Source organism: Streptomyces sp. NBC_01546 (assembly GCF_045208355.1).
In the GTDB taxonomy this organism is placed as follows: domain Bacteria; phylum Actinomycetota; class Actinomycetes; order Streptomycetales; family Streptomycetaceae; genus Streptomyces.
This window is the reverse complement of the sequence record NZ_CP109379.1, coordinates 355,479-380,209: the sequence shown is the minus strand read 5'-3', so window position 1 is coordinate 380,209 and position 24,731 is coordinate 355,479. Positions and strand designations below refer to the sequence as shown.

Annotated in this window: 30 protein-coding genes and 1 pseudogene; 18 read left to right on the top strand and 13 right to left on the bottom strand. The window is 69.7% G+C overall.

What is annotated here, in order from left to right; all coding sequences use genetic code 11:
• Nucleotides 1-3: 3 nt before the first annotated feature.
• Nucleotides 4-747 (bottom strand): SDR family NAD(P)-dependent oxidoreductase, encoded by a 744-nt coding sequence (locus tag OHA89_RS02060; protein ID WP_406365013.1) that lies wholly within the window; start codon nt 745-747, stop codon nt 4-6.
• A 195-nt stretch (nt 748-942) separates the two neighbouring features.
• On the opposite strand from OHA89_RS02060, the gene OHA89_RS02055 reads away from it, so the two are divergent.
• Both OHA89_RS02055 and OHA89_RS02050 read left to right on the top strand, forming a co-directional pair.
• On the top strand, nt 943-1,413 hold the full coding sequence (locus tag OHA89_RS02055; RefSeq protein ID WP_406365012.1) for a DUF6069 family protein: 471 nt from the start codon (nt 943-945) through the stop codon (nt 1,411-1,413).
• Between the two features lie 422 nt (nt 1,414-1,835).
• Nucleotides 1,836-2,213, top strand: coding sequence for a hypothetical protein (locus tag OHA89_RS02050; RefSeq protein WP_266615699.1), 378 nt, complete (start codon nt 1,836-1,838; stop codon nt 2,211-2,213).
• Nucleotides 2,214-2,497: 284 nt separating this feature from the next.
• On the opposite strand, the gene OHA89_RS02045 is transcribed toward OHA89_RS02050, so the two are convergent.
• Nucleotides 2,498-4,186 carry a protein kinase domain-containing protein gene (locus tag OHA89_RS02045; RefSeq protein ID WP_406365010.1) on the bottom strand — a complete coding sequence of 563 codons (1,689 nt, stop codon included), beginning with the start codon at nt 4,184-4,186 and terminating at the stop codon, nt 2,498-2,500.
• Between the two features lie 261 nt (nt 4,187-4,447).
• Between OHA89_RS02045 and OHA89_RS02040 the strand changes: the two genes are divergently transcribed.
• From OHA89_RS02040 to OHA89_RS02030, 3 genes are all read left to right on the top strand, one after another.
• Complete coding sequence (locus OHA89_RS02040) at nt 4,448-4,681, top strand: hypothetical protein (RefSeq protein WP_406365008.1); 234 nt, start codon at nt 4,448-4,450, stop codon at nt 4,679-4,681.
• Nucleotides 4,674-5,252, top strand: a complete 579-nt coding sequence (locus OHA89_RS02035; protein WP_406365006.1) for a dienelactone hydrolase family protein — start codon at nt 4,674-4,676, stop codon at nt 5,250-5,252. The genes OHA89_RS02040 and OHA89_RS02035 overlap by 8 nt, the downstream gene beginning before the upstream one ends.
• A 96-nt stretch (nt 5,253-5,348) precedes the next feature.
• Nucleotides 5,349-5,585 carry a hypothetical protein gene (locus OHA89_RS02030; RefSeq protein WP_266615694.1) on the top strand — a complete coding sequence of 79 codons (237 nt, stop codon included), beginning with the start codon at nt 5,349-5,351 and terminating at the stop codon, nt 5,583-5,585.
• A gap of 83 nt (nt 5,586-5,668) precedes the next feature.
• Here the strand turns inward: OHA89_RS02030 and OHA89_RS02025 are convergent, their stop codons facing one another.
• From OHA89_RS02025 to OHA89_RS01995, 7 genes are all read right to left on the bottom strand, one after another.
• Nucleotides 5,669-6,094 carry a hypothetical protein gene (locus OHA89_RS02025; protein ID WP_266615693.1) on the bottom strand — a complete coding sequence of 142 codons (426 nt, stop codon included), beginning with the start codon at nt 6,092-6,094 and terminating at the stop codon, nt 5,669-5,671.
• Nucleotides 6,075-6,299, bottom strand: a complete 225-nt coding sequence (locus tag OHA89_RS02020; protein WP_266615692.1) for a hypothetical protein — start codon at nt 6,297-6,299, stop codon at nt 6,075-6,077. Before OHA89_RS02020 ends, OHA89_RS02025 begins: the two co-directional genes overlap by 20 nt.
• A 194-nt stretch (nt 6,300-6,493) precedes the next feature.
• Nucleotides 6,494-7,042, bottom strand: a complete 549-nt coding sequence (locus tag OHA89_RS02015) for a GNAT family N-acetyltransferase (protein ID WP_406365004.1) — start codon at nt 7,040-7,042, stop codon at nt 6,494-6,496.
• A gap of 460 nt (nt 7,043-7,502) precedes the next feature.
• Nucleotides 7,503-7,919 (bottom strand): hypothetical protein, encoded by a 417-nt coding sequence (locus tag OHA89_RS02010; RefSeq protein ID WP_215145561.1) that lies wholly within the window; start codon nt 7,917-7,919, stop codon nt 7,503-7,505.
• A gap of 95 nt (nt 7,920-8,014) precedes the next feature.
• A complete protein-coding gene (locus OHA89_RS02005) occupies nt 8,015-9,082 on the bottom strand; it encodes a helix-turn-helix domain-containing protein (RefSeq protein WP_266615687.1) in 1,068 nt (355 codons plus the stop codon).
• A gap of 74 nt (nt 9,083-9,156) precedes the next feature.
• Nucleotides 9,157-9,417 carry a hypothetical protein gene (locus tag OHA89_RS02000; protein WP_406365003.1) on the bottom strand — a complete coding sequence of 87 codons (261 nt, stop codon included), beginning with the start codon at nt 9,415-9,417 and terminating at the stop codon, nt 9,157-9,159.
• Between the two features lie 120 nt (nt 9,418-9,537).
• Nucleotides 9,538-9,945 (bottom strand): MerR family transcriptional regulator, encoded by a 408-nt coding sequence (locus tag OHA89_RS01995; protein WP_266615685.1) that lies wholly within the window; start codon nt 9,943-9,945, stop codon nt 9,538-9,540.
• A gap of 102 nt (nt 9,946-10,047) precedes the next feature.
• On the opposite strand from OHA89_RS01995, the gene OHA89_RS01990 reads away from it, so the two are divergent.
• The 4 genes and pseudogenes from OHA89_RS01990 (at nt 10,048) to OHA89_RS01975 (ending at nt 13,034) form a co-directional block, all read left to right on the top strand.
• A complete protein-coding gene (locus tag OHA89_RS01990; protein WP_406365002.1) occupies nt 10,048-11,100 on the top strand; it encodes an aldo/keto reductase in 1,053 nt (350 codons plus the stop codon).
• A 456-nt stretch (nt 11,101-11,556) separates the two neighbouring features.
• Nucleotides 11,557-11,784, top strand: a complete 228-nt coding sequence (locus tag OHA89_RS01985) for a hypothetical protein (protein ID WP_266615682.1) — start codon at nt 11,557-11,559, stop codon at nt 11,782-11,784.
• A 184-nt stretch (nt 11,785-11,968) separates the two neighbouring features.
• A pseudogene (locus OHA89_RS01980) lies at nt 11,969-12,337 on the top strand (transposase); the annotation flags it as partial.
• 133 nt (nt 12,338-12,470) lie between these two features.
• The gene (locus tag OHA89_RS01975; RefSeq protein ID WP_406365001.1) at nt 12,471-13,034 is read left to right on the top strand and encodes a hypothetical protein; all 564 of its coding nucleotides are present in this window, start codon (nt 12,471-12,473) and stop codon (nt 13,032-13,034) included.
• A gap of 790 nt (nt 13,035-13,824) precedes the next feature.
• On the opposite strand, the gene OHA89_RS01970 is transcribed toward OHA89_RS01975, so the two are convergent.
• Entirely contained in the window at nt 13,825-15,132 is a 1,308-nt protein-coding gene (locus OHA89_RS01970; RefSeq protein WP_406364999.1) for an MFS transporter, read from the bottom strand.
• 72 nt (nt 15,133-15,204) lie between these two features.
• On the opposite strand from OHA89_RS01970, the gene OHA89_RS01965 reads away from it, so the two are divergent.
• Nucleotides 15,205-15,963: a DeoR/GlpR family DNA-binding transcription regulator gene (locus OHA89_RS01965; RefSeq protein WP_406364998.1), complete on the top strand. Its 759-nt coding sequence runs from the start codon at nt 15,205-15,207 to the stop codon at nt 15,961-15,963.
• 8 nt (nt 15,964-15,971) lie between these two features.
• Complete coding sequence (locus tag OHA89_RS01960) at nt 15,972-16,619, top strand: HAD-IA family hydrolase (RefSeq protein ID WP_406364997.1); 648 nt, start codon at nt 15,972-15,974, stop codon at nt 16,617-16,619.
• 297 nt (nt 16,620-16,916) lie between these two features.
• Here OHA89_RS01960 and OHA89_RS01955 read toward each other — a convergent pair whose 3' ends face one another.
• The gene (locus OHA89_RS01955) at nt 16,917-17,276 is read right to left on the bottom strand and encodes a VOC family protein (protein WP_266615670.1); all 360 of its coding nucleotides are present in this window, start codon (nt 17,274-17,276) and stop codon (nt 16,917-16,919) included.
• A 562-nt stretch (nt 17,277-17,838) separates the two neighbouring features.
• On the opposite strand from OHA89_RS01955, the gene OHA89_RS01950 reads away from it, so the two are divergent.
• Both OHA89_RS01950 and OHA89_RS01945 read left to right on the top strand, forming a co-directional pair.
• Nucleotides 17,839-18,633: a hypothetical protein gene (locus OHA89_RS01950; protein WP_406364996.1), complete on the top strand. Its 795-nt coding sequence runs from the start codon at nt 17,839-17,841 to the stop codon at nt 18,631-18,633.
• Nucleotides 18,634-18,798: 165 nt separating this feature from the next.
• Nucleotides 18,799-19,704, top strand: coding sequence for a DUF2199 domain-containing protein (locus OHA89_RS01945; protein WP_406364995.1), 906 nt, complete (start codon nt 18,799-18,801; stop codon nt 19,702-19,704).
• Between the two features lie 100 nt (nt 19,705-19,804).
• Here the strand turns inward: OHA89_RS01945 and OHA89_RS01940 are convergent, their stop codons facing one another.
• Nucleotides 19,805-20,278 (bottom strand): hypothetical protein, encoded by a 474-nt coding sequence (locus OHA89_RS01940; protein WP_406364994.1) that lies wholly within the window; start codon nt 20,276-20,278, stop codon nt 19,805-19,807.
• A 61-nt stretch (nt 20,279-20,339) separates the two neighbouring features.
• Between OHA89_RS01940 and OHA89_RS01935 the strand changes: the two genes are divergently transcribed.
• From OHA89_RS01935 to OHA89_RS01915, 5 genes are all read left to right on the top strand, one after another.
• The gene (locus OHA89_RS01935; RefSeq protein ID WP_406364993.1) at nt 20,340-20,504 is read left to right on the top strand and encodes a hypothetical protein; all 165 of its coding nucleotides are present in this window, start codon (nt 20,340-20,342) and stop codon (nt 20,502-20,504) included.
• A gap of 223 nt (nt 20,505-20,727) precedes the next feature.
• Nucleotides 20,728-21,555 (top strand): hypothetical protein, encoded by an 828-nt coding sequence (locus OHA89_RS01930; RefSeq protein ID WP_406364992.1) that lies wholly within the window; start codon nt 20,728-20,730, stop codon nt 21,553-21,555.
• Between the two features lie 139 nt (nt 21,556-21,694).
• Nucleotides 21,695-22,228: a chloramphenicol phosphotransferase CPT gene (gene cpt, locus OHA89_RS01925; RefSeq protein ID WP_406364990.1), complete on the top strand. Its 534-nt coding sequence runs from the start codon at nt 21,695-21,697 to the stop codon at nt 22,226-22,228.
• A gap of 211 nt (nt 22,229-22,439) precedes the next feature.
• Complete coding sequence (locus tag OHA89_RS01920) at nt 22,440-22,805, top strand: hypothetical protein (protein ID WP_406364989.1); 366 nt, start codon at nt 22,440-22,442, stop codon at nt 22,803-22,805.
• Nucleotides 22,806-22,909: 104 nt separating this feature from the next.
• Nucleotides 22,910-23,860, top strand: coding sequence for an RNA-binding protein (locus OHA89_RS01915; RefSeq protein ID WP_266615660.1), 951 nt, complete (start codon nt 22,910-22,912; stop codon nt 23,858-23,860).
• A 185-nt stretch (nt 23,861-24,045) separates the two neighbouring features.
• On the opposite strand, the gene OHA89_RS01910 is transcribed toward OHA89_RS01915, so the two are convergent.
• Complete coding sequence (locus OHA89_RS01910) at nt 24,046-24,549, bottom strand: MarR family winged helix-turn-helix transcriptional regulator (RefSeq protein WP_266615909.1); 504 nt, start codon at nt 24,547-24,549, stop codon at nt 24,046-24,048.
• Nucleotides 24,550-24,731 lie beyond the last annotated feature (182 nt).

Below are 24,731 nucleotides of genomic sequence, written 5' to 3'. Positions count from 1 at the left end.
GGGTCAGATCGAGACGCCCGTTTCATGGGCCAGCGCTTCCAGGAGGCGGTCCTGGAACGCTCGGTCGTTGACCGCTTGGTGCGGCGGCTGCTGCCGGCGGTGGTACCAGTACCCGCCGGTCGTCAGGGCCTGGGGATCGTCGCTCGTCGCCAGCCACTCCTGCGTCCGGTGGCCCAGTTCAAGGTCATCCGGGGCGTTTGGACCTCCCATTTTCGTCGGCACCCAGCCCGGATCGACGGCGTTGCTCAGCACCCCGGGGCGCAGGCGGGCCATGGCAGCCGCGAGCGCCGTGACGAACAGCTTGCTGTCCGCGTACGAGCCGGCGTGCTCGCCCCGCCAGTCGATGCCGGCAAGCGAGAGGTGGGGGTGTCCGTCGAAATGTGAGCCGCTGCTCAGGTACACCAGGCGGCGGGGTTCGCGCAGCAGGGCCGTGAGCAGGTATGGCGCGACGATGTTGACCGGCATGACCGCGGGACCCCTCCACACGCCGGCGTTGTGAATGACCGCGTCGAGCGGCTTCGCGTCGTTCAGCTCTGCGGCGATGCGCCGGACGGCGTCGCGGTCCGTGAGGTCGCCCACCACGATGCCTGCTCCTCGGTCCAGCAGCGGGCCGAGGCCGGCCGCGCGCTCCGGGTTCCGGGCGTGCACCACCACCTCGTGTCCCGCGGACAGCAGCGAGTGCGCTGCGGCCCGTCCCAGGCCGTCGGCGGAACCCGTCACCAGAATCCGGCAGGTCGTGTGATTCACGAGGTCTCCTCATCGAGGCAGGAGGGGTCACTCCGTGCATGCTGGCATGAACTTGTTCTTTATGGTCTGACCTTGCAGGGCCGGGAGAGCCGGGGGAGGGCTTGACCTCAAGTGAGGTTCAGGTTGGAGGCTTCTTCGTATGCCGCTGGCCTTAGGGCGGCGCAGCGCAGCACTTCACACGTTGGAGGAAGTCTCATGTCGAGCAGTGCCGTTCCAAACTCCGGCCCCGCTGTACCCGCTGTACCCGCCGTGCCCGCCGTGCCCTCGGTCCGCCGTTCCGGCCTCGGCTGGTGGATGGTGCTGGTCACCGGCGCGGTCGGCGCGGCCGTGGTCAATCTGATCGTTCTTGCCGTCGCGACGCTGGCCGGTGCCTCGCTGGTCGTCGTCGACGGCGGCGCAGAGCACCCGATCACGGTCGGGGGCGTCATCGGTGCCTCCGTGGTCCCGCTGGTCGTCGGGACGGGCGCTGCCCTTTTGATGGCCCTGTGGAAGCCCGTCTTCCTGCGGATCGGGCAGTACGTGGGCGGTGGCCTGGCGCTGTTGTCGGTTGCCGGCCCGCTGTCGTCCGGCGCCGACGGCGGCACCGTCGTGGCCCTGGCCCTCATGCACATCACCCTCGGCGTGGCGGTCGTCACCACCCTGAAGCTCCACCGCCGCCACCATTGACCTGGTCGATGTCTGCCCACTTGATCCGAACTCCACGCTGACCGCGTGGTGTGTGGCGCTGACTGGGCAGTCGCCGTTGAACTCGCTGTCGTCGGCGAAGGACATGCCGCCACACTTTCCGCAGAGCTTCCAGCCGAACTTGAAGTGGTCGAACGCCCCCCAACTGAGGGGGAACCGTTCCGCCGTATCCTGCGTGAGCTCTTGATGGGCAGTCGGCTGGTGGAGGGGATCTGATGAAAACGCGGACGATGGTGAGCGTGGCGGTATCGGCATGCGTGGCGCTGGCGGCGTGCGGGTGCGGTCCGGAGAAGGCGAAGGAGAACGCTGACGCGAAGCCTTCGCAGCCGTCCGCGTCCACACCGGCGACAGTGCCGTCGGGCACGCCGTCCGCGTCCGCCGGAACCGAGAAGCCGTCGGCCGCTGTGACCGGTAACCTGCCCGCGCCCAGGACGAAGGAGCGCGCGATCCAGCGGTACGAGCAGTACCTCCACGGCCTCGGGCGTGAGGACATCGACACGGTCTGCGAAGTGGCCGGGCCCGGCGCGAAGAAGGCAGAGGAGCAGGGATTCGGCCCGTGCACGTCGACGTACGTGATCGTGTTTCAGATGATCTCACCCGAGCAGAAGAAGGCCCTGCAGACCGCGACGGTCGATCCGCTGCGCGTCCGGGTCCACACCCTCGACAAGATCGAGATGCCGCTCGAAGCGGTCAGGTCCTCCGCCACGTTCTCCGAGGAAGACCTGGGCAGCTACACCTTGGAGTACCTCAAGAACGACTACTACATCACCGACGGAAAGTGACCCTCCGTACGGGGGGACCCAGGCGGCAGCAGGGGATTTCGTTGGCGATCGGACCAAGGGGCCTGGATCCGGGCGCACTGACCTGTTCGAGAGCCGTGATGACACCGCGGCGAGGTGCGGTTCGTGCCGGGTGGGCAGGACGCAGTCCTGGAGGAGGATCACGCTCGCTGCGGATCCTTCGGCCGCCGTCCTCATGGACTCGGCGGCCGAGGAGAGTCCGCAGCGCCCCGACGCGGCCCTGGCTGCGACCAGCGACTCACCCTCTGGTGAATTGCGGATCAGTCTCAACAGCGGGCGAGTGTGCCGCTGTCCAGGGTGGATTTGTCGCCGAACACCCAGCCTTCGGTGTCCGTGCCCGCGATACGGGCGTAGATCCACTTGTTGGCTTGGGCATTGGTGACATAGCAGTGGTAGTAGACCTTCGCGCCGGACTTGACCTCGGTCACATAGGAGCACCCCGCGTACGGCCCGGTGTAGAGGTGGGTGTTCTGGGCCGCGTGGCCGAAGCCATCGCTGCGGTTCGAGTGGGCCCAGCCGGTGCACGCCGTCGACACCGGGGTGGGCTCCTTCGCCGTGGAACCGGGCGTTGCCTTCGGAGAGGCTGACGGGTCCCCTGCCGGCTTGTCACCTCCGTTGCCGGGCGCTGACGTGGGACCTGGCTCTCGGCCCCCATCCTTCTTCGATGGGGTACCGGACGACTTCTCGCCGGGGCTGATGGACATCAGGTCCCCCGGGGAGGTCCGGCCGTCGGTCGTGCTCGCCGTGGGCAACGCCGCGTTCGACCCAGCGCTGCCCTCGACGCCTCGCATGTCCATCAGAGCGTAGGCGACTCCGCCGCAGGTGAGGATGGTGGCGGTCGCCACCGCGACGATGGTACGGGTGCGGCGGCGCCGCGCGCGGACCGTCGTGGCACGGGTCTCGGAACTGCTGTTGTGACCGGCGGGCATACCCGCCGCCATGCCCGGCTGCGCGGCGCCCACCAGCGGCGGGGCAGCGTACGCGCCGGCCGAGTAGGAAGCGACGGGCTGGGGGGCAGGCTGGGCGAGAGGCACGGCGAGGGCGGGACCGAAGCCCGGCGGAGTGACGGGCTGGGGCGCCGGTGCCGCCGCGAGGTCCGCCCTCCTGCCCGCGGCCACCGCCTCCAGCATCTCGCGCGCCTGCCCGGCGTCGGGCCGCTGCAGCGGATCCTTGGCCATCAGCGCCTGCAACACCGGGGTGAGCGGTCCGGCTCGCCGGGGCTCCGGCAGCGGTTCGCCGACGATCGCCGCCAGCGTGGACCACACCGACGTACGACGGAAGGGCGAAGCGCCCTCCACGGCCGCGTACAGCGTCATGCCGAGCGCCCAGATGTCCGACGCGGCACCCGGTACCTGGCCCTGTGCGCGCTCCGGTGGCAGGTAGTCGAGAGAGCCGACGATCTGACCGCTCTGGGTCAGCTTGGCCAGGGCCTCGTCGCCGGAGGTCTCCATGCTGGCGATGCCGAAGTCGGTGAGCACGACCCGGCCGCTGCGCTCAAGCAGTACGTTGCCGGGCTTGACGTCCCGGTGGAGGACCCCGGCCCGGTGTGCCGCGTCGAGCGCGTCCATCAGCTTGGCACCGATCGCGGCCGCTTCGCGCGGATCCAGTGAGCCGCGCTCCGCCAGCACAGCGTCGAGGGAGGGTCCCTCGACCAGCTCCATGACGATGACCGGCAGCCCCTGCTCCTCGACCACGTCGTGCACGGTGACCACACCGCTGTGCCGGATACGGGCGGCGGCCTGCGCCTCCCGCTGCATCCGGACCCGCAGATCGGCCAGTTCGGCCGGGGAGGCGTCGGTGTAGGCCCGCAGGACCTTGACGGCGACCTCGCGGTTCAGCAACTGGTCCACCGCCCGGGCGACCACACCCATGCCACCGCGGCCGATCGTGGCGGTCACGCGGTATCGCCCGCCCAGAACCTCGCCGGCCAGATCCGCGCCGTTCGCCCCCGTCACCTGTCACATCCCGTTCGTCGCACTGTTCGAAATTCGCCACGTGGCGGGCACCAGGGTAGGGGTTCGCATATGTGCCCGTGCGCCCGGCCCGGCCCTCGGCACGCAGGTTGAACCTTCCAACAGCCGTGATCGCCAAGACATCTCACCTGAGATCAAGGCACAGATCAGTGGCCGCCGTTGCCCGCAGCGCGGACGTCTCCCGCACTTTCCTCTACGACAACCCCGAGGCGAGGCGAGGCGAGGACCGCGATCGCCGCGGCGATGGCCCAAGCCGGCGAACACCGGTCCCAGATCCTGGCCGACCAGCTCACCCAGCGGACCCGCATCGGTGAACTCCTCGGTGAGGTCCGCTACCTGCAGGCTGAGTGGGCCGATGAGGCCATCCAGCGGGATCTGATCCCGTCCGGCTACGACCCGCAGATGTCAGTGGCGCGGGCCATACTCGTGCTGCGGCGCCGCCCGGGCACCGCAGCACGAGGGGAGCGACATGGCTGAGGTGCTGGTTTTCCACCACGGGCACGGGCTGACCGCCGGCGTCCGCGAGTTCGCCGAGCAGTTGCGACGGGCCGGGCACACCGTGCACACTCCGGATCTGTTCGATGGACGGATATTCGACAGCCTCACGGAGGGTATCGGCTACGCCGAGAGCGTCGGGTTCGGCACGATCATCGCGCGCGGAGCCGCCGCCGCCGAAGGGCTGCCTGCGGAGCTCGTCTACCTCGGGTTCTCACTCGGCGCCCTACCGGCGCAGAAGCTGGCCCAAACCCGCCCCGGCGCGAAGGGTGCACTGCTGCTCGAGGCATGCGTCCCGGTCTCGGAGTTCGGCGGTGTCTGGCCCCAGGACGTCCCGGTCCAGATCCACGGCATGGACGCAGATCCGTTCTTCGCCGGGGAGGGCGATGTGGACGCGGCCCGCCTGCTCGTCGAGATGGCGGCGGATGCCGAGTTGTTCCTCTACCCAGGCGACAGGCACCTGTTCGCCGACAGCAGCCTGCCGTCGCACGACGAGCACGCCGCAACTCAGGCCACCCATCGGGTGCTCGGGTTCCTCGACCGCATCAAGTAGCCCGGCACCTCGCAGCTCAGGGGCCTGGTCCGCCCCTGGGGCCGCCGGATCCCGGCGCTCCTCATCACCGTTCCGTCGGGCCTCGCCGCGATCGGCATGACCCTCTGGGGCTTCACGTACTTCGCGATGCAGTACCTGCTCTCCGCCGACCGCGTGGTCTCGGCCCCGGCCTTCGCCACCCAGGACGCTCACCCGCAGGCCGCCTGGGCCCTGTTCTGGTACACCCTCTTCCTGACCTGGGGGATCACCCGGGGCATCGCCGCCTGGCAGCACCTGCGCGCGCGCCGGGCGGACTCTGACGGCAGGGTCGCAGTTGTCCGGCCGATCAGGTGACTGATCGGTGCCGGGGCCGTTGACGTGGGCATGGGGCGGGGTGATCTGAGTGAATGGCTGTGACCAGCACATTCAACACATACCTAATCCTCAAATGGAACAAACCCGGCAAGTGAAGTCCAGTCCAGGGGACGCACGATCGTGGCCAGGTAGGCAAAGGGATCCTGCGCCGGCGTTTGGAACCACATCACCGAGAGCGCCGTATGACCAGGGTCTGCCATGGCCTCGGGCGTCCACCATGACGTCAGCCGAGCATGAACCGCCTCTCGCGGCAGCCACTCCTCGACCCGCCGCTCCGCATCGGCTCGGAGCTTGTCGAGATCGTGCACATACAAATGCGGCGTCGCTGCCATCGCCTTCTCGATGCCCATCAGACGAAAGCGACGGTGCAGGTGCGGCGTCCCTTCGAGCATGCCTTCACGGTCGTCACTTACCGTGAGCCCGCGAAGCTCCGCGTGTACTGGTCCCACCTGATAGCTACGCAAGTCGTCATGCCTCGTCTGGATCATGGGCCAGAGGGTAGGCGTGTCCGACAAGCGGACCAAGCGACTTTCGATGGGCGATGCCGTGCTCGACGCGGATGCGGCGCGAGGAGGGAGCTTTGCGCTGGCGTTCGTAGAACAGGAGCTTGCCTGCGGCGTCGGTGAGGACCGTGGCCTTGACCGCGTTCTGCTTGTTCTTGCCGGAGATGAACTGCCGGTCATTGCGGCCCACGGCGGGCCTGCGGCCCGGGTCTCGCGGAGGCGGACTGCCGCGCGGCCTCCCACGCACTGGCGAGCTCGGCGAAGTGTGAGCGTGAGGCACCGTGAGCCCAGGTCTCGGCTTCACAACTCACCCAACCCGTGGGGCCCTTCTCCTGTCACGGCGGCCCGGCCGGGACGATCACCATGTCCGCCGAGGCCGTACGGCTACTCGGCCTGAATCGCGTCTGCCGGGACCTCGAAGACGATCGCGATCCCGTCACGTTCGGTTCCCCGCTCGCCGACGCGCGTGAAACCGAAGCCCGCGATGGTGGCGAGGGAGGCGTTGTTGTCGGATCCGATAGTGGCCCGCACGGTTCTGACACCGGGTTCGGCGGCGGCCCTGGCCAGCAGCGTCGTCAGCATGGCGCGGGCGTAGCCCTGGCGGCGGTACCCGGGCACGACGGTGTAGCCGACCTCGACCATGCCGGCCTCGTCCGGCGGCCCGTGGAACCCGGCGTCGCCTACGACGGCCCCGTCCGGTTCGGACACCGCGGCGCGCGTGATCCACGGCGCGGCGGACGGGTCCTCGGCGAGCTGGTCAGCGCGATAGCCGAAGATCCAGCGGGCACGGTCGCAGACGAAGTGTTCGTCAAGGGCGACCCCGGCCTCGGCGCTGCCGCCGGCGAGGTCACCATCAGCAAGAGCCCGCAGCGCTTTTGCGCTGAGCTCGACGAAGCGGATGCGTTTGGCGATGGGGAGAGGTTCGTTGTTCATCGCGGAGATGCTCGCCCAGCACCATAGGGCTGTCCACCGCTTTACGGCTTCGGCGTCGTGATCGTCCCGGTCGGGCCGTGACGTGAGAAGGGCTCTACGGCCGCCCCGATACCTGCGCTGAGACCCATCTGGCAGGACGCCCGAGCCGGTCCTCGCGGTCGCAGGGTCGAACTCCTCCACCACCGCCCGGTACGTGCGCAGGTACCCCTCAGCCAGGGGCCCCAGTCGAGCTCCGCCATCTCCGCGCCCTGCACCGGGCGCGTGTGCTCTTTCGCCGACGGGATGAGTAAGACCTGTGGCAGCAGGCTCGCATCGCCGAGCGGGGCCGCCTCGGGCAGCTGCGCCGCCCGGGTGCGCCCGAGCTGATCACCACGCGCGGTGCCCTGCCGGAGGCGTTGGAGTACGCCGCTGAGGCGGGCCGGCCCGCCTCAGCGGATCCGGGCGATGCCCGGGCGGTCGATCAGAAGTGCGGGTCGAGCAGTGAGCCGAAGGTGTAAGTGCCCGCCAGCTGGCCGAAGCTCGGGTCGATGAGGTACGCCGTCTCCGAACCGGGCTTGGACAGGCTGGACGTCTGCTCGTAGTAGCCGTTATGGGGGACGACGCAGTCCCTCCACGTGTAGGTGCCCGTGGCCAAGTAGATGTCGCGGGTCGGCGTGCGGCTGCCCCCGAAGATTTGCGTCCACGTGTAGGTGCCGCTGGCCAGGTACATGCTCCTGGTGGTGCACGCGCTTGCGTTTGCCCCACTCGGTTGGCCGTCCAGCCACACGCTCCGCGTGTTGTACGCCGTGTCGGCCGCGCTCGCGGGCGCCCCCGCCATTGCCACGACCGCCGTCGCCGCAGCCGCCACGGCCGCGACCTTGCCGAACATTCCAGACATGCGATGTCTCCCCTTGACGAATTGTCACCCATCGACACTCACACCATGAGTAGCCGTCGGTCGCCCTGCTCAGGCAGGCTACCGACTTCCGCAACTCACACTGTGGTGCTGTCTCCAGCGGAGAATCTAGGGCCGGGCAGCGCATGGTGGTGTGCATGGCGTGCTGGGTTTGTGTGCTCAGCGTGCTGTGAGGCGGCCAGGGCGATCGCACGGTGTTCGGTCGGGGTGATGCCGTAGGCTTCGCGGAACGCCCGGCTGAACCCGGTGGCGCTGGAGAAGCACCAGCGGGCCGCGATTGCCTGAACGGGCTGACCGCTCAATTCCCCTGATGCGAGGTCTGTGTGGGCGCGCTCCAGCCGGCTGTGGCGGATGCGTGCCGAGACGGTCAGGGGCTGGTCGCCGAAGAGGGCGTAGAGACCCCGCAGCGACATGTTGTGCCGGTCGGCGATCACCTGAGGAGTCAGGCCCGGGTCGCCGAGATTGTTCTCGATGAAGCGGTAGATCCGCTGCAGTGTCTCCTGCGCACGGGCCTCGGCAGGCGCCTGACCAGGGTCACCGAGCTGCCGTGCGAGAAACGCGGTGGCCAGGTCGAGGGCGACGGTCCCCATTCCGCGCAGTTCCTCCGGGCGGCAGTGCGGGCCGCGTGTGAGCAGCGACTTCAGGAAGTCGGCGAGGATTGCCCCTGAGCCCACGTCTGCGGCCAGGCTCTGTGCAAGGAGGCTGTCCACCCGGTCTGAGCTCAGTGCCAGGGCCTGACGGGGAATCTGCATGACGACCGACTCGATCTGCCCGTCTGTGCATGCCCCCTCGCTCGGTCGTGAGGTGTCTGTGAGTACGAGTCCCCCCGCGACCACCGATTCGTTGCCCCGCTGAGAGACCACGAGAGCGCCTTGCGTGAGAAGCGCCAGCTGCACGTGCTCGGGATCGCCACGACGGACATGAGTCGCGGTGCGGCGCGAGCGCACCGGTGAGCAAGCCAGAGCAATCAGCCGCACCACCCCGAGATCCAGGTCCGTGATGCTCGCCCGGAAGCCGGCCGCATGCCGGGTGCTGAGCATGACGGGCATCACCTCGTCGGACACCGTCTCGCAGAACCAATCGAACCCGTCCTCGCCTGCCCCGACAGCATCCGACGCAACCAGCAGCCCCATCTGATCCCCCACGCCTCGCCCTTGACAGCGATCCGGCCCCTCATCGGTTTGTCGCACAGCCGTGCCCCACTCCCACGGCCACGCGATCAATTATCAAGACACATGCTTTCCGGCGCATACCAGGTCCGTTGTGGCGTTGGCCGACGAGCCGACGAGCCGACGAGCCGACGAGCCGACGAGCCGACGAACGTCACGCCTTGCTCGGCGACGCCCAGGCCGTCAACGGCCGCCGCGCGTTCTGTGCCAGACAGGCCGTCATCCGCCAGAACCCGCTGCCCGGCCGGTACAGCCACGGTTCCGTACCAGCATGCGGTGACCCTGCGCTTCCAGGGGACGGCCGAGTACATCCACGCCCACCTGCCCCCGCCGGCGTCGCGATCGTGACGGAACTGCCGTCCCCTGGCGCCGCAGATCCGGGGGCCGAGGGCTGGTGCTGCGTCGAGAGACCGGCAAGCCGGCCCCAACCGTTAGGCGGGCGCCTGGGCCGGCTGGGGCTCGTGCCCGATCAGGTCCTCGTACACCGCGACCTTGTGCCGGACCAGGTCCAGGCTGCGGCTGAGCTCGGCGATCTGCGCGACGACCCGGGCCTCGTGCTCGCGCAGCAGGGCGAGGCGCTCGGGCTCGTTGCCGGCCCCGGCCCGGGCCAGCTCGGTGTACCGGCGGATGACGGGCAGCGGCATGCCGGATGCGCGCAGGACGACGCAGAGGTTGAGCCAGCCGACGTCGCCCTCGGTATAGACGCGGCGGCCACCGGGGCGTCGCGCGGGGGCGGCCAGCAGGATGCCCTCACGCTCGTAGAAGCGCAGGGCGTGCACGCTCAAGCCCGTCCGCTCAGCCACCTCACCGATGCCCAGCCCCGCTTCGACCTGCGTCAACGTCCGCCCCCGTCCTGTCGTACTTGATCTAGACCCGACTCTAGGTCGTAGAGTCCCGGGCACCAGGGCGGACAACGCCCGTCACCGACAAGGGGGTCGACCATGCGCTACCGCGTTCTCGGCGGCACGGGCATCGAAGTGAGCACGTACTGCCTCGGAACCATGATGTTCGGCTCCATCGGCAATCCGGACCACGACGACTGCGCGCGGATCATCCACAGCGCTCTCGACCGGGGCATCAACTTCGTCGACACTGCTGACATGTACTCGGCGGGCGAGTCCGAGGAGATCGTCGGCAAGGCGCTGCACGGGCGCCGCGACGACGTTGTGCTCGCCACCAAAGTGCACTTCCCGATGGGCGAGGGCCGCAACCGCGGCGGGAACTCGCGGCGCTGGATCGTAACGGAGGTGGAGGAGAGCCTGCGGCGGCTCCGCACCGACTGGATCGACCTCTACCAGGTACACCGGCCGGACCACACGACCGACGTGGAGGAAACCCTGTCCGTACTCGGCGACCTGGTCCGTGCGGGCAAGATCCGCGCTTTCGGGTGCTCGACGTTCCCCGCCGAGGAGATAGTCGAGGCCCACCACGTGGCCGAGCGCCGGGGCCTCCAGCGGTTCCGGACGGAGCAGCCGCCCTACTCGCTGCTGGCGCGCGGCGTCGAGGCGAACGTCCTGCCCGTCGTCGAGCGGCTCGGCATGGGCGCGCTGACCTGGAGCCCGCTCGCCTCCGGCTTCCTGACCGGCCGCTACCGCAAGGGCCGGCCCATCGACCTCGGCAGCGGACGGCCCGCGCTCCACCCCGCCCGCTTCGACCCGGCGCTGCCCGGAAACGCGGCCAAGCTCGACGCCGTGGAGGAGCTGGTGGGGGTGGCCGAGCGGCTCGGCTGCACGCTCCCCGAGCTGGCGGTGGCCTTCCCGCTCGCGCACCCGGCCGTGACCTCGGTCATCATCGGGCCGCGCACCCTCGGGCAGCTCGACGACACCCTCGAGGGGGCCTCGGTCGTCCTGGACGACGCCGCCCTCGACCGGATCGACGAGATCGTCCCGCCGGGCACCAACGTCTACCAGCCCGACGGGGTCTGGCGTCCGCCGCACCTCACCGACCCCGCGCGGCGCCGCCGCCCGCAGGCCTCCGACCGCGCGGCGGGCTGACGGGCCATGGCATCACGTCCTCGTCCCCGTGAGGCGTACGGGGAGGCCGGCTGACCAGGCCGCCAATCGGCCGACGCGTGACGCCCAAGAGGGGGCGCCGGGGCCGGGCTCGGCGGGGGGCCCTGACGGTGGGCTCAATGCCGGACGCGCCCGCGATGGTGGTGAGCCCTTACCTGAGGTTCCCCATCGTCGCGTTTGGGCTGAAGGGAGGAGATTGCCCTGATAACTGAGGCTAGCAGCCCAGGAAAGCGCCCATGAGCACCAAATTCCAGGCCATGAACTGGTTGAACAGCTCACTCAGCCGGCGTGCAGTGTCGCCGCCCTCGGCCAGAATCTCTTTCACGTGTCGAGCGGTGCTGTGCCGGTGCTCTCCGCATGCGACTGCATCCTTTGGCCTACTGTGTTCTCGGCCCTGTGGAGGACGATCTTGCGGCGCCGCTGGGAGAGGGTTGATCCGTGCGAACAACCATCGGATACACCGTCGAAAGCATCGGCTACGTCGTAGGAGCCCAGGGGCTTGTCAGTTTCGCTTCGCAGACCCTCTTCGGCACGGAGTGGGGCTGGTTGCACAAGGTCATCGACCTTCCGTCCACCGCTTACCTCGGCATCGTCGTCTTGGGGCTGGCGCTCATCGTCGGCGGGGTGAAGACACGGAAGGCGCCCGAGCGCCAGGAGGTCGCCTGACCGGCGGGCCTTTCTGCCCGCAACTCCCATTTCCGCGTCGCAGCGGTCGAAGCCCGCAGGCCGCCCGCCGCGCTCACGCCTTGCCGGGGGGCGGTCCCCAACCAGCCGGGCCGCCACGGCCCGGGGGAGTGGTCCCCGGGCGGCGTTAGGCCCGAGGCCGTCTCCGCTGCGCTGTCACGGCGAGCAAAAGGGCTTGCCGCTGTTCGTGATGGCCACCCCGGCCGACATCACCGACCGCGACGCGGCGAAGGAAGTGCTGTTCCGGCTGCGGCTGACGCATCCGGAGATCACGATCGTCTGGGCCGACTCGTCCTACGCCGGACAGCTCGTGACCTGGGCGACGAACTACCTGAACCTGACGGTCAAGACGGTGAGTCGGCCCAAGGGCGCCAAGGGGTTGGTCGTCCAGCTCCGCCGCTGGGTCGTCGAGCGGTAGATCGCCTGCGTCATGCACGCCCGCCGGCACGCCCGCGACTGCGAACGGCTGATCCAGCACTCCGAGTCGCTCAGCACCTGGGCCGCGATCACGCTGATGGCCAGGCGAATCACCCGCCGCACATCCCGCCGGACCGGCCGGCCCGCCTCTCTCGAGGCCCAGCGGGACTGACCGCAGTCACCGCCGCGAACGCCAACCGCTCCTTCCGACCGCACGGAGCTGCACGGCTAGTCAGCACCACACTCTGGCCGTGGCGCTGACCGGCTGCAATGACCTGGGCCTGGGGGAGAGCAACAGCTCTAGCTCCCAGTCGCCCAGTTCAGGTTCCGGTTCCAAGGCTGGTGCCAAGAAGACGAAGTTCGCTTTGGGTGAGGCCAGCCCGGCGCAGGAGAGCTCGAAGACGCGATCGGCGGATGCCAAGTTCACGGTCACGCCGACTGAGGTGAAGACCGGGACTCAGGCCGACATGGACAACTCGGGCCTGAAGAAGGACGACAAGGACGGCCCGCAGATACCCGTCTACGTCTGGTCGACGCTCACCCACAAGAGCGGCACGGCGATGGAGATCAGCGACATGGACGACGACTTGGTGATCAAGACGGACTCGGGCCAGCGAACCCGTGCCCTCCTGGTCATGATGGGTGACGCGAAGTGGCCCAACTGCCCGGAGCCGGACTCGGAAAAGCAGCTGACCCCGGGCCAGTCGGAGAAGATCTGCACCGCGTTTCTCATCCCGGAGGGCCGCAAGCCCGTCGCGGTTGAGCTGATGCAAGGCTTCCACGGGGAACCGCTGGAGTGGCCGGTCACCAACTGACCGGACGCGAGCGGCAGCTCCGCACATGAGCCAGGCCGGGCGGGCCGGTAGGGTCAGATCCAGCTCGTGCCGGCATGGGTGTGCGGGTCAGGCCCGGTACCCAGAGCGCTCTGGGGGTAGTAGCCGGGCCGCCGCCCCGCCCGCCGGATTCGACGGGCGGCCAGCAGCGCCAGGATCTTCGGCCGGACTCCAACCGCCCGCCTCTTGGCGCATATGGCCTCAGCGGGATCAGAACACGAGACCCGCACCGGCTCCTGCGGCGTTCCGCCCGCCGGGCTCCGCCACAGTTTTGACCCTGTCGACGTGGCCTTCGACAACGCGTGAGCTCCTGTGGAGGGTGAGTCCAGCGGCCGAGGTCCTGACGCTGGAAGCCTGCGAAGCCGCTCATCGGTTTCGGGGCGTCTTGCTCGGCTTGGCGGATCCATTCGAGCAGGAAGGATCCGCGGCGGGTGCGGACCAGGTCGGTGAATGCCCCGGCGAGGTCTGGGGGCTGGGATGTCCGCCCCCACGGCGCAAGGTGGATCTTGGTGGTCAGTCCTCCGCAGGAGCGGCACCGGCCGGGGCCCCTTTCTGCGGGCCCCGGAGGTGTGCTGGTGTGCACGGATGATGGTGGAATCGACCGCGACAACCAGTCGGGGTCTTCGACTGCGTCGGCCTGAGGTAGTAGAGCTGAAAGCGCCTTGCCGCGCCCGAACTCTGCGGGAAGTCCATCCGCGGTGAGCCGTGCCTCGCCCGCCTCGAGAGCTCGCGTGCAGTCGTACAGGTCTCCCAAATACGAGAGCCCCACCTGTCAACAACCTGCGTCAGTTTCATACCTAGACCCAGGCCGCGCCGTGTCGACCGACGGCGTGCCGGACGACGCTGGCTGGGGAGCCGCCCCGGACGCCGGCGGACGCTCGGCGCGGAGCACGCCCGCGGCCGCAGCCGCCGCCGCGCAGAGTGCTACGGGCAGCAGCAGGGCGAGGTTCAGCGGTACGAGATGGGTCAGCGGGCCGATGACTGCGGGTCCTGCCAGCATCCCGAGATAGCCGAGCCCCGCGACCCGGGAGACATGGGCACCGGCCGCGTCCTCCTCGGTATGTCCGGCGGCACTGAAGAACTGCGGTACACAGCCCGACAGGCCGAGCCCGAAGACCGCCCAGCCCGCCAGCGCGGGCACCACCCACGGCGACAGCGCGGCGACGGCCAGACCGGCGCCCGCGGCGGAGGCGCCGTAGCGAACGACGAACACGGGCCCGGTGCGGGCAGCGACCCGGTCGGTGAGCAGCCGGCCCACCGTCATGGCCGTGGCGAAGGCACCGTAGGCGAAGGCCGCGGTGGCGGCGGACGCGCCGAGTACGTCCTCCAGGTGCAGCACGCTCCAGTCGTTGGCGACGCCTTCGCAGAGCATGAGCAGCAGGGTCAACACGGCCAGGACCCACACCCGTCGGGGTGTCCGCCGCCGCCGTGCCGGGCGTGCGCCGTCGGCCGCCGTACCGGTGGACGCCGTGGCGACGCCGACGGCCGTAGCGTCGGAGCGGGCGCAGCTGGGAGCGCCGCCCCGCGGGCTGAGGAGAGCCGGAGTGGCGACAACGGTCACCACGAGACCGGTCACGGCGACGGCAGTGAGGGTGATTCCCAGGTCCCACCCCCAGGTGATGAGCCGCGCGCCGACCAGCGCGGCGAGCACGCCGCCGAGCGAGAACACCGCGTGGAACGCAGACATGACGGGTCGGGCGTATCCGCGCTCCACCTGGATGGCGTGGGTGTTCATGCTGACGTCGAGACAGCCGTTGCCGAAACCGAGCAGGAACAGCGCCACCCCGAGGGTCGGTGCGTCGACGGCCAGGGCCGGCAGCACCACCGCCGCACTGCACAGCGCGGCACCCGCAGGCACGACCCGGCGGGCGCCCATGCGGTCGGTGAGGCGGCCGCACAGCTGCATCCCGGCGAACGCACCACCGCCCAGCAGCAGAAGGAGCCACCCCAGTACGGCATGGCCGATCCCCGTCCGGGACTCGACCGCGGGGATGTGCACGATCCACATGCCCATCAGGAAGCCGTTCAGGGCGAAGAAGGAGAACGTGGCAAGTCGGGCGGCTCGTAGGGTTTGGTTCATGGCAGCAACATAACGAACAATTATCGTGTTCGATAGCTTGACTATCGAACACACCTGGTGTGCAATGCTTTCATGGGGACTACCGAACGACACCGCCGGATCGCCGCCGCCGTACGGGAGGCGGGCGAACTGAGCGTGGCCGAGCTGGCCGCGCTCGCTGACTGCTCCGAGATGACGGTGCGCCGTGACCTGGAGATCCTGGCCGAACAGGGCGTGCTGGAACGCTTCCGCGGCGGTGCACGCAGCCTGCTCCTCCGCGGCGAGGAGCCGCCGTTCGGACTGCGGGCTCAGGAGGGGGCGGAGGTCAAGCGCCGGATCGCGACGGACGTCGCCGCGCTGATCGCCGATGGCGAGTCCGTCGTCATCGACAGCGGGACGACGTGCCTGGAGGTCGCCAGGGCACTGCGCGACCGCCGCGTCACCATCATGCCGTTGTCGCTGCACGCCGCCAACGCGCTGACCGGCTCCCCTTCGGTGCGGCTGCTGCTCCCGGGCGGCGAGCCGAGGCCGGGCGAGCTGGCGCTGACCGGCCCCCTCACGGAAGCCTCCCTCGCGGCGGTCCGTTTCGACACGGCCGTCATCGGCTGCTGCGGCCTCACCGCCGACGACGGGCTGACCGCCTACGATCTCGCCGACGCGGCTGTCAAACGCGCGGCGATCGCGTCCGCCCGGCGCACCATCGCCGTCGCCGAGGGAGGCAAACTCTCCCGCACGGCCCTGGCGTTCGTGGCGCCACCCACCGCGCTCCACGCCGTCGTCACCGACGAGTCGGCGCCGACCGAGGTGACCGATGCGCTGGCGACGGCCGGCGTCACCGTACGGAAGGTATGAGACGGACCATGACGTCCCAAGGCACCGTCCTCTTCGATCTGTTCGGTGTCATCGCACAGCACCAGTCCCCGGAAGCGAGAACGGTGCTCGTCTCGACCGCCGGGGCGCCCGCGCCCGCCTTCTGGGAAGCGTACTGGCGGCTGCGCCCGCCGTACGACCGGGGTGAGCTGACCGGTCCGGCCTACTGGCGCGAGGTGGGGACGTCTCTGGGCGTACGCTTCGACGCCGCACGGATCGGGGCGCTCATCGAGGCCGATATCTCCGGCTGGAGCGCGGTCGACGGGGATATGGTGACGCTCATCGAGGAGCTCGCGGCAGCGGGCCGGCGCCTCGGCCTGCTCTCCAACATCCCACCGGAACTGGCCGCGCACTACGAAGCGCACCACGCCTGGCTGAGGCACTTCGAGGTGTGCGGGTTCTCCTGCCGGATCGGTCACGCGAAACCCGAGCCGGGCGCATACGCATGGTGTGTGCGGGCGCTCGGAGTCGAACCGGCGGACGTCCTCTTCGTGGATGACAGGCAGGAGAACGTGTGCGCGGCGCGCGCCGCCGGTCTGCGCGGTGCGCTGTTCACCGGCCTGGACGAACTGCGCGCGACACTGCGGGAGCACCGGCTCGACGCGGCCGCCGCGGGCCGAGGCCGGACCGGCAACTGACCGCCGGGGTGGCCAGGGCCGACGTGTGGGTGCGCGGGATATTTTGGTGCTGTGCGGTCGTCAAGGCCGTGCTCCCAGCCCCAGTGGCGCTGCTGGCTGCGGGCAGGCCCGGCAGCCGTCACACCTCGGCCGTCATACTGCCCCGGCCGGCAGCACGCCCGCTCGGCTCGGATCTCTTTGCCGCCGGGCAGGATCAGGGGTGGTCGGGGCTCAGGGGGAGCCAGTCGGCCCTCCCGCTGGGAGAAGTTGAGTGCCCATCACCCGAAGGCACGGCGCCGCAACGTACGGTGATGCGGATCATTCCAGGTCGTACGCGGTGTCGTGCCTTGGCTGATACAGACCGAGCGTGCCCGCGCCCGGTACAGCCAGGGTGGTGACCAGTCCCCAGCCCTGGTGGGAGATGTCCGTGGTGAATTCGACGCCCTTGGCCTTCAGATCCGTGACCGTGGCGGCGAGGTCGTCGCACATCAGGAACAGCTCGCTGTTGCCGGCGGCCTGCGGATCGGCTGGGTGTACAGCCAGTTCGCCAGGTGGGGATTTGAAGATGAGCCAGCCGTCTCCGGCGTCGACGTGCGGGAACTCGAGCACATCGCGGAAGAAGGCGCGCGTCGCCTCCGCATTGCTCGCGTAGATGATCGTGTGTGCACCGTTGATCACCTGTGGAAGCTATCAGCCCGTTGAGATTTGCCCGCCGGACTCGCCGCGCGACTGCTAGCGCGCTATGTCCGATGAGCACGGCCACGGCTCGGGCTGCCTGCTGTGGAAGTGGCGTCGGCAGTCGCCGTTGAGACGAGGACACGGAGTCGTCGTATGGATCGACGTATCCGAGCAGCGGCAGGTTCTGGCTCGTCGCTCGTCCGCAAGCCGGTGTCGGGCGCGAAGCGCGCCGTCGTGGCTCTGTGAGTCCAGGGCGTCCAGGGCGTCCAGGAGCCGCTGGGCGCGGACCCGGGGCAGGGCCTTTTCCATTACAGCCACCAGGCTCAGCGCTCCCAACAGCCCATCCTGCAAAAGGAGTTGCCCCAGGTATCCCGTCTTGCGAGACTCCGGTGGCCCTTGCGGCAGCAGGCCGCGCAGGGTTCCACGCATGTCACGTGGGGGGATAGTTTTGACGAAACACACGATGCGTCGCGCTCTGGCACGCACCGCAACCGGGCTGGGGCTCGCGCTGGCGCTGGCCACGGGTGGCCTTGTGACGGCAGCGGCTGCACATGCGCAGCCGGTGACGGAGGGGACCGTCAGCTTCAGCGGCGACCCAGGGGACTACATCACCGGCGGTGGCTCCTACGCCTACTCCGCTGGCACGGACCGGATCCAGGTGAGCGGGTCCGCGGCCCGCGGCTTGGTCGACGTCAGTATCAGCGGCGCCAACGGTGACTGGTGGTCCGTCTCCCTGTCTGCGCCGGAAGGCCAGCAGCTCCAGGCCAAGACGTACGAGGGCGCCACCCGCTACCCGTTCAACGGGGCCAACGCTCCCGGCCTCAACCACGACGGCAACGGCCGCGGCTGCGGCACACTGACCGGGTCCTTCACCATCTCGAAGATCAACTGGGGCCCTAACGGGTACGTCGAGGCCCTTGACGCCGTCTACGAGCAGCATTGCGAGGGCGGCGAGTCCGCCCTGCGCGGCCAGGTGCACGTCAAGAATCCGGCCGCCCCTGCCGAGCTTTCGCTTGGCGTCGGGGTGACGCTCGAGGGCCAGGCCAGCGCACTCAACGGCAAGGCCACCGTGCACGGCAAAGTCACTTGCAACAAGCCGGCCCAGGTGGACGTGTCGGGCCTGGTCACCCAGGTCAAGCGGAACATCTTGATCCGCGGCCCGTACAGCGCCACCGTGAAGTGCGTACCCGGCCCGCCCGTCGCCTGGAGCGCCCAGGCGGACCCCACGGGAACCACCCCCTTCCAGGGCGGTGATGTTGAGGTCAAGGCGACCGCCACCGCGGTCGACACCGACTACCAGGTCGCCGTCACCGCGAGTGACATCGCGGCAGTGCACCTGACCAGGGTGAAGCAGTAGCAACACGGGGAGGAACTCCGCGCCTGGCGACCGGGCGCGGGGCCTTCGCGTCCTGCCGACCCAAGGCGTTTCCTTCGGATCACCGTGCGGCCAGATCTGTGTGAGTGGCCGCCCCGAGGGCGCCCCGGGCATCTGGGCAGTGCATCCGCTACCTAAGCTGGCGGCGTGACCAGCCACCTGCCCTCCTGTTCCTGCTGCGGCGACTCTCTCACGGACGAGCGGCGTATCGACGTCGGCTACAACCTGCCCGACGCTGCGCTCACCGCACCTGAAGAGGCCCGGCACCGGCTCGGCCCTTCCGCGCTGCTCCGGGTTGACGGCGTCGGCTCGTTCATCCGGTGCCTGCTGCTCATCCGGCTGACGCACGAGACGGAACTCGTCCTGGGCATCTGGCTGGAGGTCGACGACGCCGCCCTCCGGAAGGCCCACGACATGTGGGAGGACCACGGCTACGCCGATCTCGCCTTCAGGGGCAGGCTCGCCAACAAGATTCGTCCCTGGGGCGACGACCTGCTGGGCGCCCCGTTCACCGCCCGGGTCGCCGACCCTGAGGAGCTGCCCCACCTCGTCGTAGGCCACCACCCGACGGCCACCCGCGTCCTGGAAGACACCTGGGACCGGGACCACGTCCTCAGCCGCTTCCCGCACCAGCTCCCCGTCGACGTGCGAACCGACCTCGGCGACCACTGGTCCATCGTCCGCAGCGCGGGCCTCACCGCCCGGTTCGCCGACGGAGCGGACCAGTTCGCCGGGCCGGACCGCAGCGTCGCCGTGACCGTGTTCACGGACGACAACCCGGGACGTACCCCTGAGGACTTCCTCTCCGCACTGCTTGCCGGAGCCCCCGACAAGCTTCCCGCGCAGCGGCTCACCGAGCTTCTGCCCGGCGGCCTCCGCCACGCCTTCTGGCTGGCCCCGGACGACCACGGCCGGGAACGGCACGAGTTCTACGGCTTCACGGTGCCGGCCTCCGGCACCGCCGCCGGGGTGTTCTGCACTCATGAAGAGCCCGTGGATCTCGCCTGGGCCCAGGAGGTCTGGCGTTCCCTCGCCTGGGCAGATCCGTCCTGATCCGAAAGAAGGGCCCCGGGCCCCGGCCATGAGTCCGGCCGGGCGACGGACCGCCCCAAACCCGCCGGCTCCGGTGGGTAGCCGACCTCGGCCGTTCTCTTCAGGTTGGCCAGCTGACCTGTCCGCTAGCGACCTGCAGGACATCCGGAACCTCGGCTTCATAGAACCTGAGGAATCCCATCCCGACCGCGCCATCCCCCAGCAGATGCGTTTCGTGAGCCCTTGTGGCCAGCCAGCAGAGCAGCTCGCCGACCTTCTCGAACTCGTCCGGGTGGATCTCCTGTCGGGACATCAGCGACCAGCCCTTCCGCGGCAGGTCCGCGCGACTGGCCAGTGCCGAGCAGAGCACACCACCCACCCGCGATGCCGCTCCGCGTTCAGCCAGCAGTGGATACGGATCGTCCTCGATCACCGGGATCCCCGAGTCGTCCACCACGACTGGGAACGCGGTGACGATGAACAGACGCTCTGGTTGCGGCCCGATCCCCAGATGCCAGCTCAGCTCGACGAGCTCCTGCTCGGAGATCTCATCCCGCAGGTCCACGGAAATCATCAGCTCATAGATGTCGCTCACCCGGTCACCCTACGGCTGGCCGCCGACAAGGCGAGCGGCGCCGGCGGGCTCGTTCACCGGCATGGGACGTGCCCGCTACCTCGGTCTCCAGACGACCCACCTGGAGCACGTCTTCTCCGCCGTTGCGCTCAACCTCATTCGCCTCGATGCCTGGTGGAACGGCCACGCGCTCGACCGCACCCGCGTCAGGCACCTTGCCAGCCTCGACCTCTTCCTCGCCGCGTGACGACGGGGACCGGCCGGGCTCGGCGTACCGGGCTCGCGGGCAGCGGTTTGCGGACGGCCGGATCCTTCAGCTGGTCGGCGTGCACGGCCGGCGGCGACGAGCACTTCGCGGCCGCCCGTGCCCTGGTCGTAGGCCGGCACAGACCTCAAAGGAGGCCCCGGGCCGACGCCGACTACGTCCTGGGCACGAAGGCCCTGCGCCAGGACGCCCCGCGGCTGCGCAATTGGGCTGCCTGGAGGTCGCGCTCGCCGTCGTGGTGGTCCTCCTGTACGTCCGGACGCAGCCGCCGCCGGACACCCCGGTCGACCACACCGCCCTGGTGGCGGGCCTGCTCTCCTTCGGCATGATCGTCGGCGTGATCGCGCTCCTGCTGTCCCTGATTTTCGTGCTGCCGGCGGTGGCGTTGGCCGACCTGCTCGGCCGCCGGATCGGCGGCCGCGAGGCGTGGTGGTGGGTGCCGCTGGTGGTGGCGGCCCTGGTGGCCCCGCCGATCGCGGCCTTCTCGGCGTACAACCGAGTGGAGGCGCGGCCCGTGCTCGCCTTTTGGGCGGTGGCCACGGCCGCGCTCTCGATGGGCGGCCTGGTTGCCCGGCTCCGGCACCCGGGACTGGTCCGGCAAGTGGCGCTGTGGGGCACGGCGGTGGTGGCCGGGACGGGCCTGTTCGGCGCACTCGGGCTCACGGTCGGCCCGCTGCCCGCGTACGAGCCGCCGGCGATCGGTCCGGCGACCATGGCCGGCACCTGGGTCGACCACACGAGCGGCACGCTCGTCTTCACGTCGGACGGACGGGTCACGGCCTCCGGCGTCGGCCAGCACCACCCCGACGACCACCCCAGCGGCCCGTCACGGCGGTGCTCGGGCGCCGGCACCTGGTCGTACGAGCCTGGGCGGGACGTCTGGACCCAGGAGGTCCGCATCGACGTCCCGGGGTGTTCCTGGCGGGCGTGGAGCGTCGGCGGCACCGACCGCAAGCCCCGGATATACCAGCACGTCGGTCACCCTGATTCCGGGCAGCTGTACGAGCTGCGGAAGGCTGCCGACGGCGCCTGACGCCGGAACTGTACTTCAGCGTCGCCGAGGTGAGGCCCGCCCAGTGCTGTGACCGGGAACGTTCACCGGGTTGTGGCAGCAGGGTGGTGTCTGCCGAAATTCGTTTCGTGTCCTGGGGAGGTGCCCCTACCGTGGCGCGGTGACAACTCAGATGATCATTCTCAATGGTGGTTCCAGCTCGGGGAAGTCTGGGATCGTGCGGTGCCTGCAGGCCGTACTGCCGGATCCGTGGTTGGCGTTCGGGGTCGATTCGTTCGTCGACGCGCTGCCCGCGAAGATGCAGGCGTCGGACGCGGGGATCGAGATCGGGGCAGACGGCCGAGTGAGCGTCGGGGCGGACTTCCGGGCGCTGGAAGCCGCCTGGACCGAGGGCATCGCTGCGATGGCCGGTGCAGGCGCCCGGATCATCGTCGACGACGTCTTCCTCGGCGGAGCCGCGTCCCAACAGCGGTGGCAGAAGGCTACGGGCGACCTGGCGGTGCTATGGGTCGGCGTCAAGTGTGAGAGTGCGGTCGCCGCCGGCCGTGAGGTCGCACGAGGAGATCGAGTCCAGGGAATGGCCGCGTCGCAGGCAGATGTGGTTCACCAAGGGGTGACCTACGACCTTGAGGTCGATACGACGCATACCGAATCCGTGGTGTGTGCGCGAGCCATCGCCGCCCACGTCAGTTGATCGGCAAACCAGCGCTCGGCCCCGCCCGGTCTGCCGCCGCGCGCAGCTCACGCGGCGGCGACGTTTGGACCGGCCGCCCCAGCGGATGCCCTTCTCGCTGCGGATACGGGCGCGTTCGCGTCGGTGTGCGGTCAGGACGACGGGGCGGCGGGCGTGGTGGTAGCAGCCGGCGAGGGTGAACTGCCGTAGGCGGTCCAGTAGCGTCCGTTCCATGATCGCCCTCGACGCCCTCGACGCCCTCGACGCCCTCGACGCCCTCGACGCCCTCGACGCCCTCGTCCGGCTCTGCCCGCCGCCCGCCGAACCGCCGCCCGCGGTGGACTGGGCGCAGGTCGAGCGCGCCCTGGGTGCGGCTCTGCCCGCCGACTACAAGCAGCTCGTCGAGACGTACGGCGACGGCATCTTCGACGACACGATCTGGCTGCTCGTCCCCGACTCCGCCTACAGTGACTGTGACCTGCACGCGCAGACGACGGAACGGGACGAGATCCTGGCCAGCCTGTGGGAGTTCGAGGCGAAGCCCGCCGGCCTGCTGGAGGCGGGTAGCCGGTCCTTTAGCCTGCTACTTGGCCTCTGAGCGCGATAGGTGGCCCGCTGGCTAGCGTCTGGATCACCTTGATCAGACTTGGAACGGGACCGGGGAACTACGCTGGCAGCCCTTCATACCGCGCAGGGAGCAACGTGCCGCCGTCCTTCGTCCACCGGATCACCAAGTATGACCCCGCCGACCGTGACGAACACGGCCACTACACCGGTGCCGAGGAGACGGTCAGTGACCATGGGCCGGTCGAAGCGGCGTACCTCGCGGCGATCGGCGCCTTCGCGGAGGCCTCGGGCATCGATCGGCTGGAGATCCGCGAGCCCGAAGTCACCGTTTTCGTCCACTTCGGCGTGGAGCCGCCGGTTGGGGGACATGGCCTCGGCGGGCTCTTCCCGCCCGACCTCGCCGGCTACCACGACGGGGCCGAGGTCTCCCTCCCGGTCGCTCTGGAGCTGGTCCGGGCCATGCTCCGCGACCAAGGTGCCTGGTGTCGTCTGGAGGCGGGGGATGTGTTCACCGTGCACGTCGGGTGGGACCAGTACGTGTACGTGGGCAGCGACCGGCTCTGCTCGGACGCCGTGGCCCGTACACGGGAACTCGGCCTCTTCCCGGAACCGATGACGACCTCCCCCTACGCGGCGGAGCTGGAGGAACCGGACGTGACGGAGGCCGCCGACGAGGGGTTCTGGGCGCGCGTGCGCACGGCGCTGGCCTCACGGCAGACAGTGCTCCTGGAGGAGGGCTACGTCCGCAATGCCGCACGTTTCCACCGCCTCACGCCGGAGAACCTCGACGCGGTTCGTACCGCTCTCAGCCCGCGCGCCCTGCTGACCGTCTGGCCTGACCTGAACCCCGATGTCGGCGCGGTCCTCGCCGCGCTGCCGGAGGAGGGAGCCGCGGAGTTCGTCTGGGAGGCACAGGACGGCACGATCAGACACGCGATCGTCGACGACACCGAGTACCAAGAGCTCGCCGCCCTGGTGGCCGGCGCCCGGGCGGCCTGCGCCCTGCCCATTTGCCACGACGAACGCCACCCGCTTCTTTGTGCCGCCCTGCCCGACAGCGACGGCGTGCTGCGCGCCCGGTGGTGACCCGGTTCACGCCGGGTGGCCAGCTGGTGGTGGCATTGAAGTTGTCCCATCAGGCCCCGCCGGACACCTGGCCCGGATGGACAACACCAATGCTCAGAATCGGCTGACAGCTGACAGCTGACAGCCGACAGCCGACCGGGGCCCGGCCGCTGGCCGGGTCTGGGTGCCCCGATGCGTGGGCGCTCCTACGGGGCGGGAGTCGCGGGTGCCTGCGGAGCAGGCGTCGGGGATCCGTGTGGGACCGGCGGGTGGCACGCGGCGCGGATGTCGCCATCCTCCGCGCGCGGCCAGTACCGCCCTTCGAGGGCCTCGGCGCTGCGGTTGAGCCGGACCAGGACGTCCGCCAGCTCCCGTACTTCCTCAGGGGACCAGTCGGCGACCACCCGGGCCAGGCAGGCCCGGTTGACCTCACGGTCTTCGGCGAGCCGGCGCCCGCCGTCAACGGTGATGCGCAGCTTGCGTGCCATGCCGCCGTCCGGGTCCGCGACGCGCTCGGCCAGTCCGCAGCGCAGCAGCGCGGCCGTCTGCCGGTTCACGGTCGAGGTGTCGAGCCCGAAGGCCTCCGCCAACTGTCCGATGGACATGGGGCCTTGTGTGTCGATCCGGCTGAGCAGCAGGTACGCCGACCGCTCCAGGCGTTCGGGGTCGCGCTCGCGCCGAGCAAGCACCTGGTGCCGCGAGAGCAGCATCAGCTCCCGCTCCAGTTTCTCCAGCACTGCGCCTCCCGTTCTTTCCGGCGCTCCATTATCGCGGACCTGTGAACCAGGGGACCGCCGGACCCCTGCACGGCTCGGCCTGCGGGCGGCGCCGCACGATGGCCGGACACTGCAATATGCATGATACATAGCATGTGTATTATGCATTTCTCGTT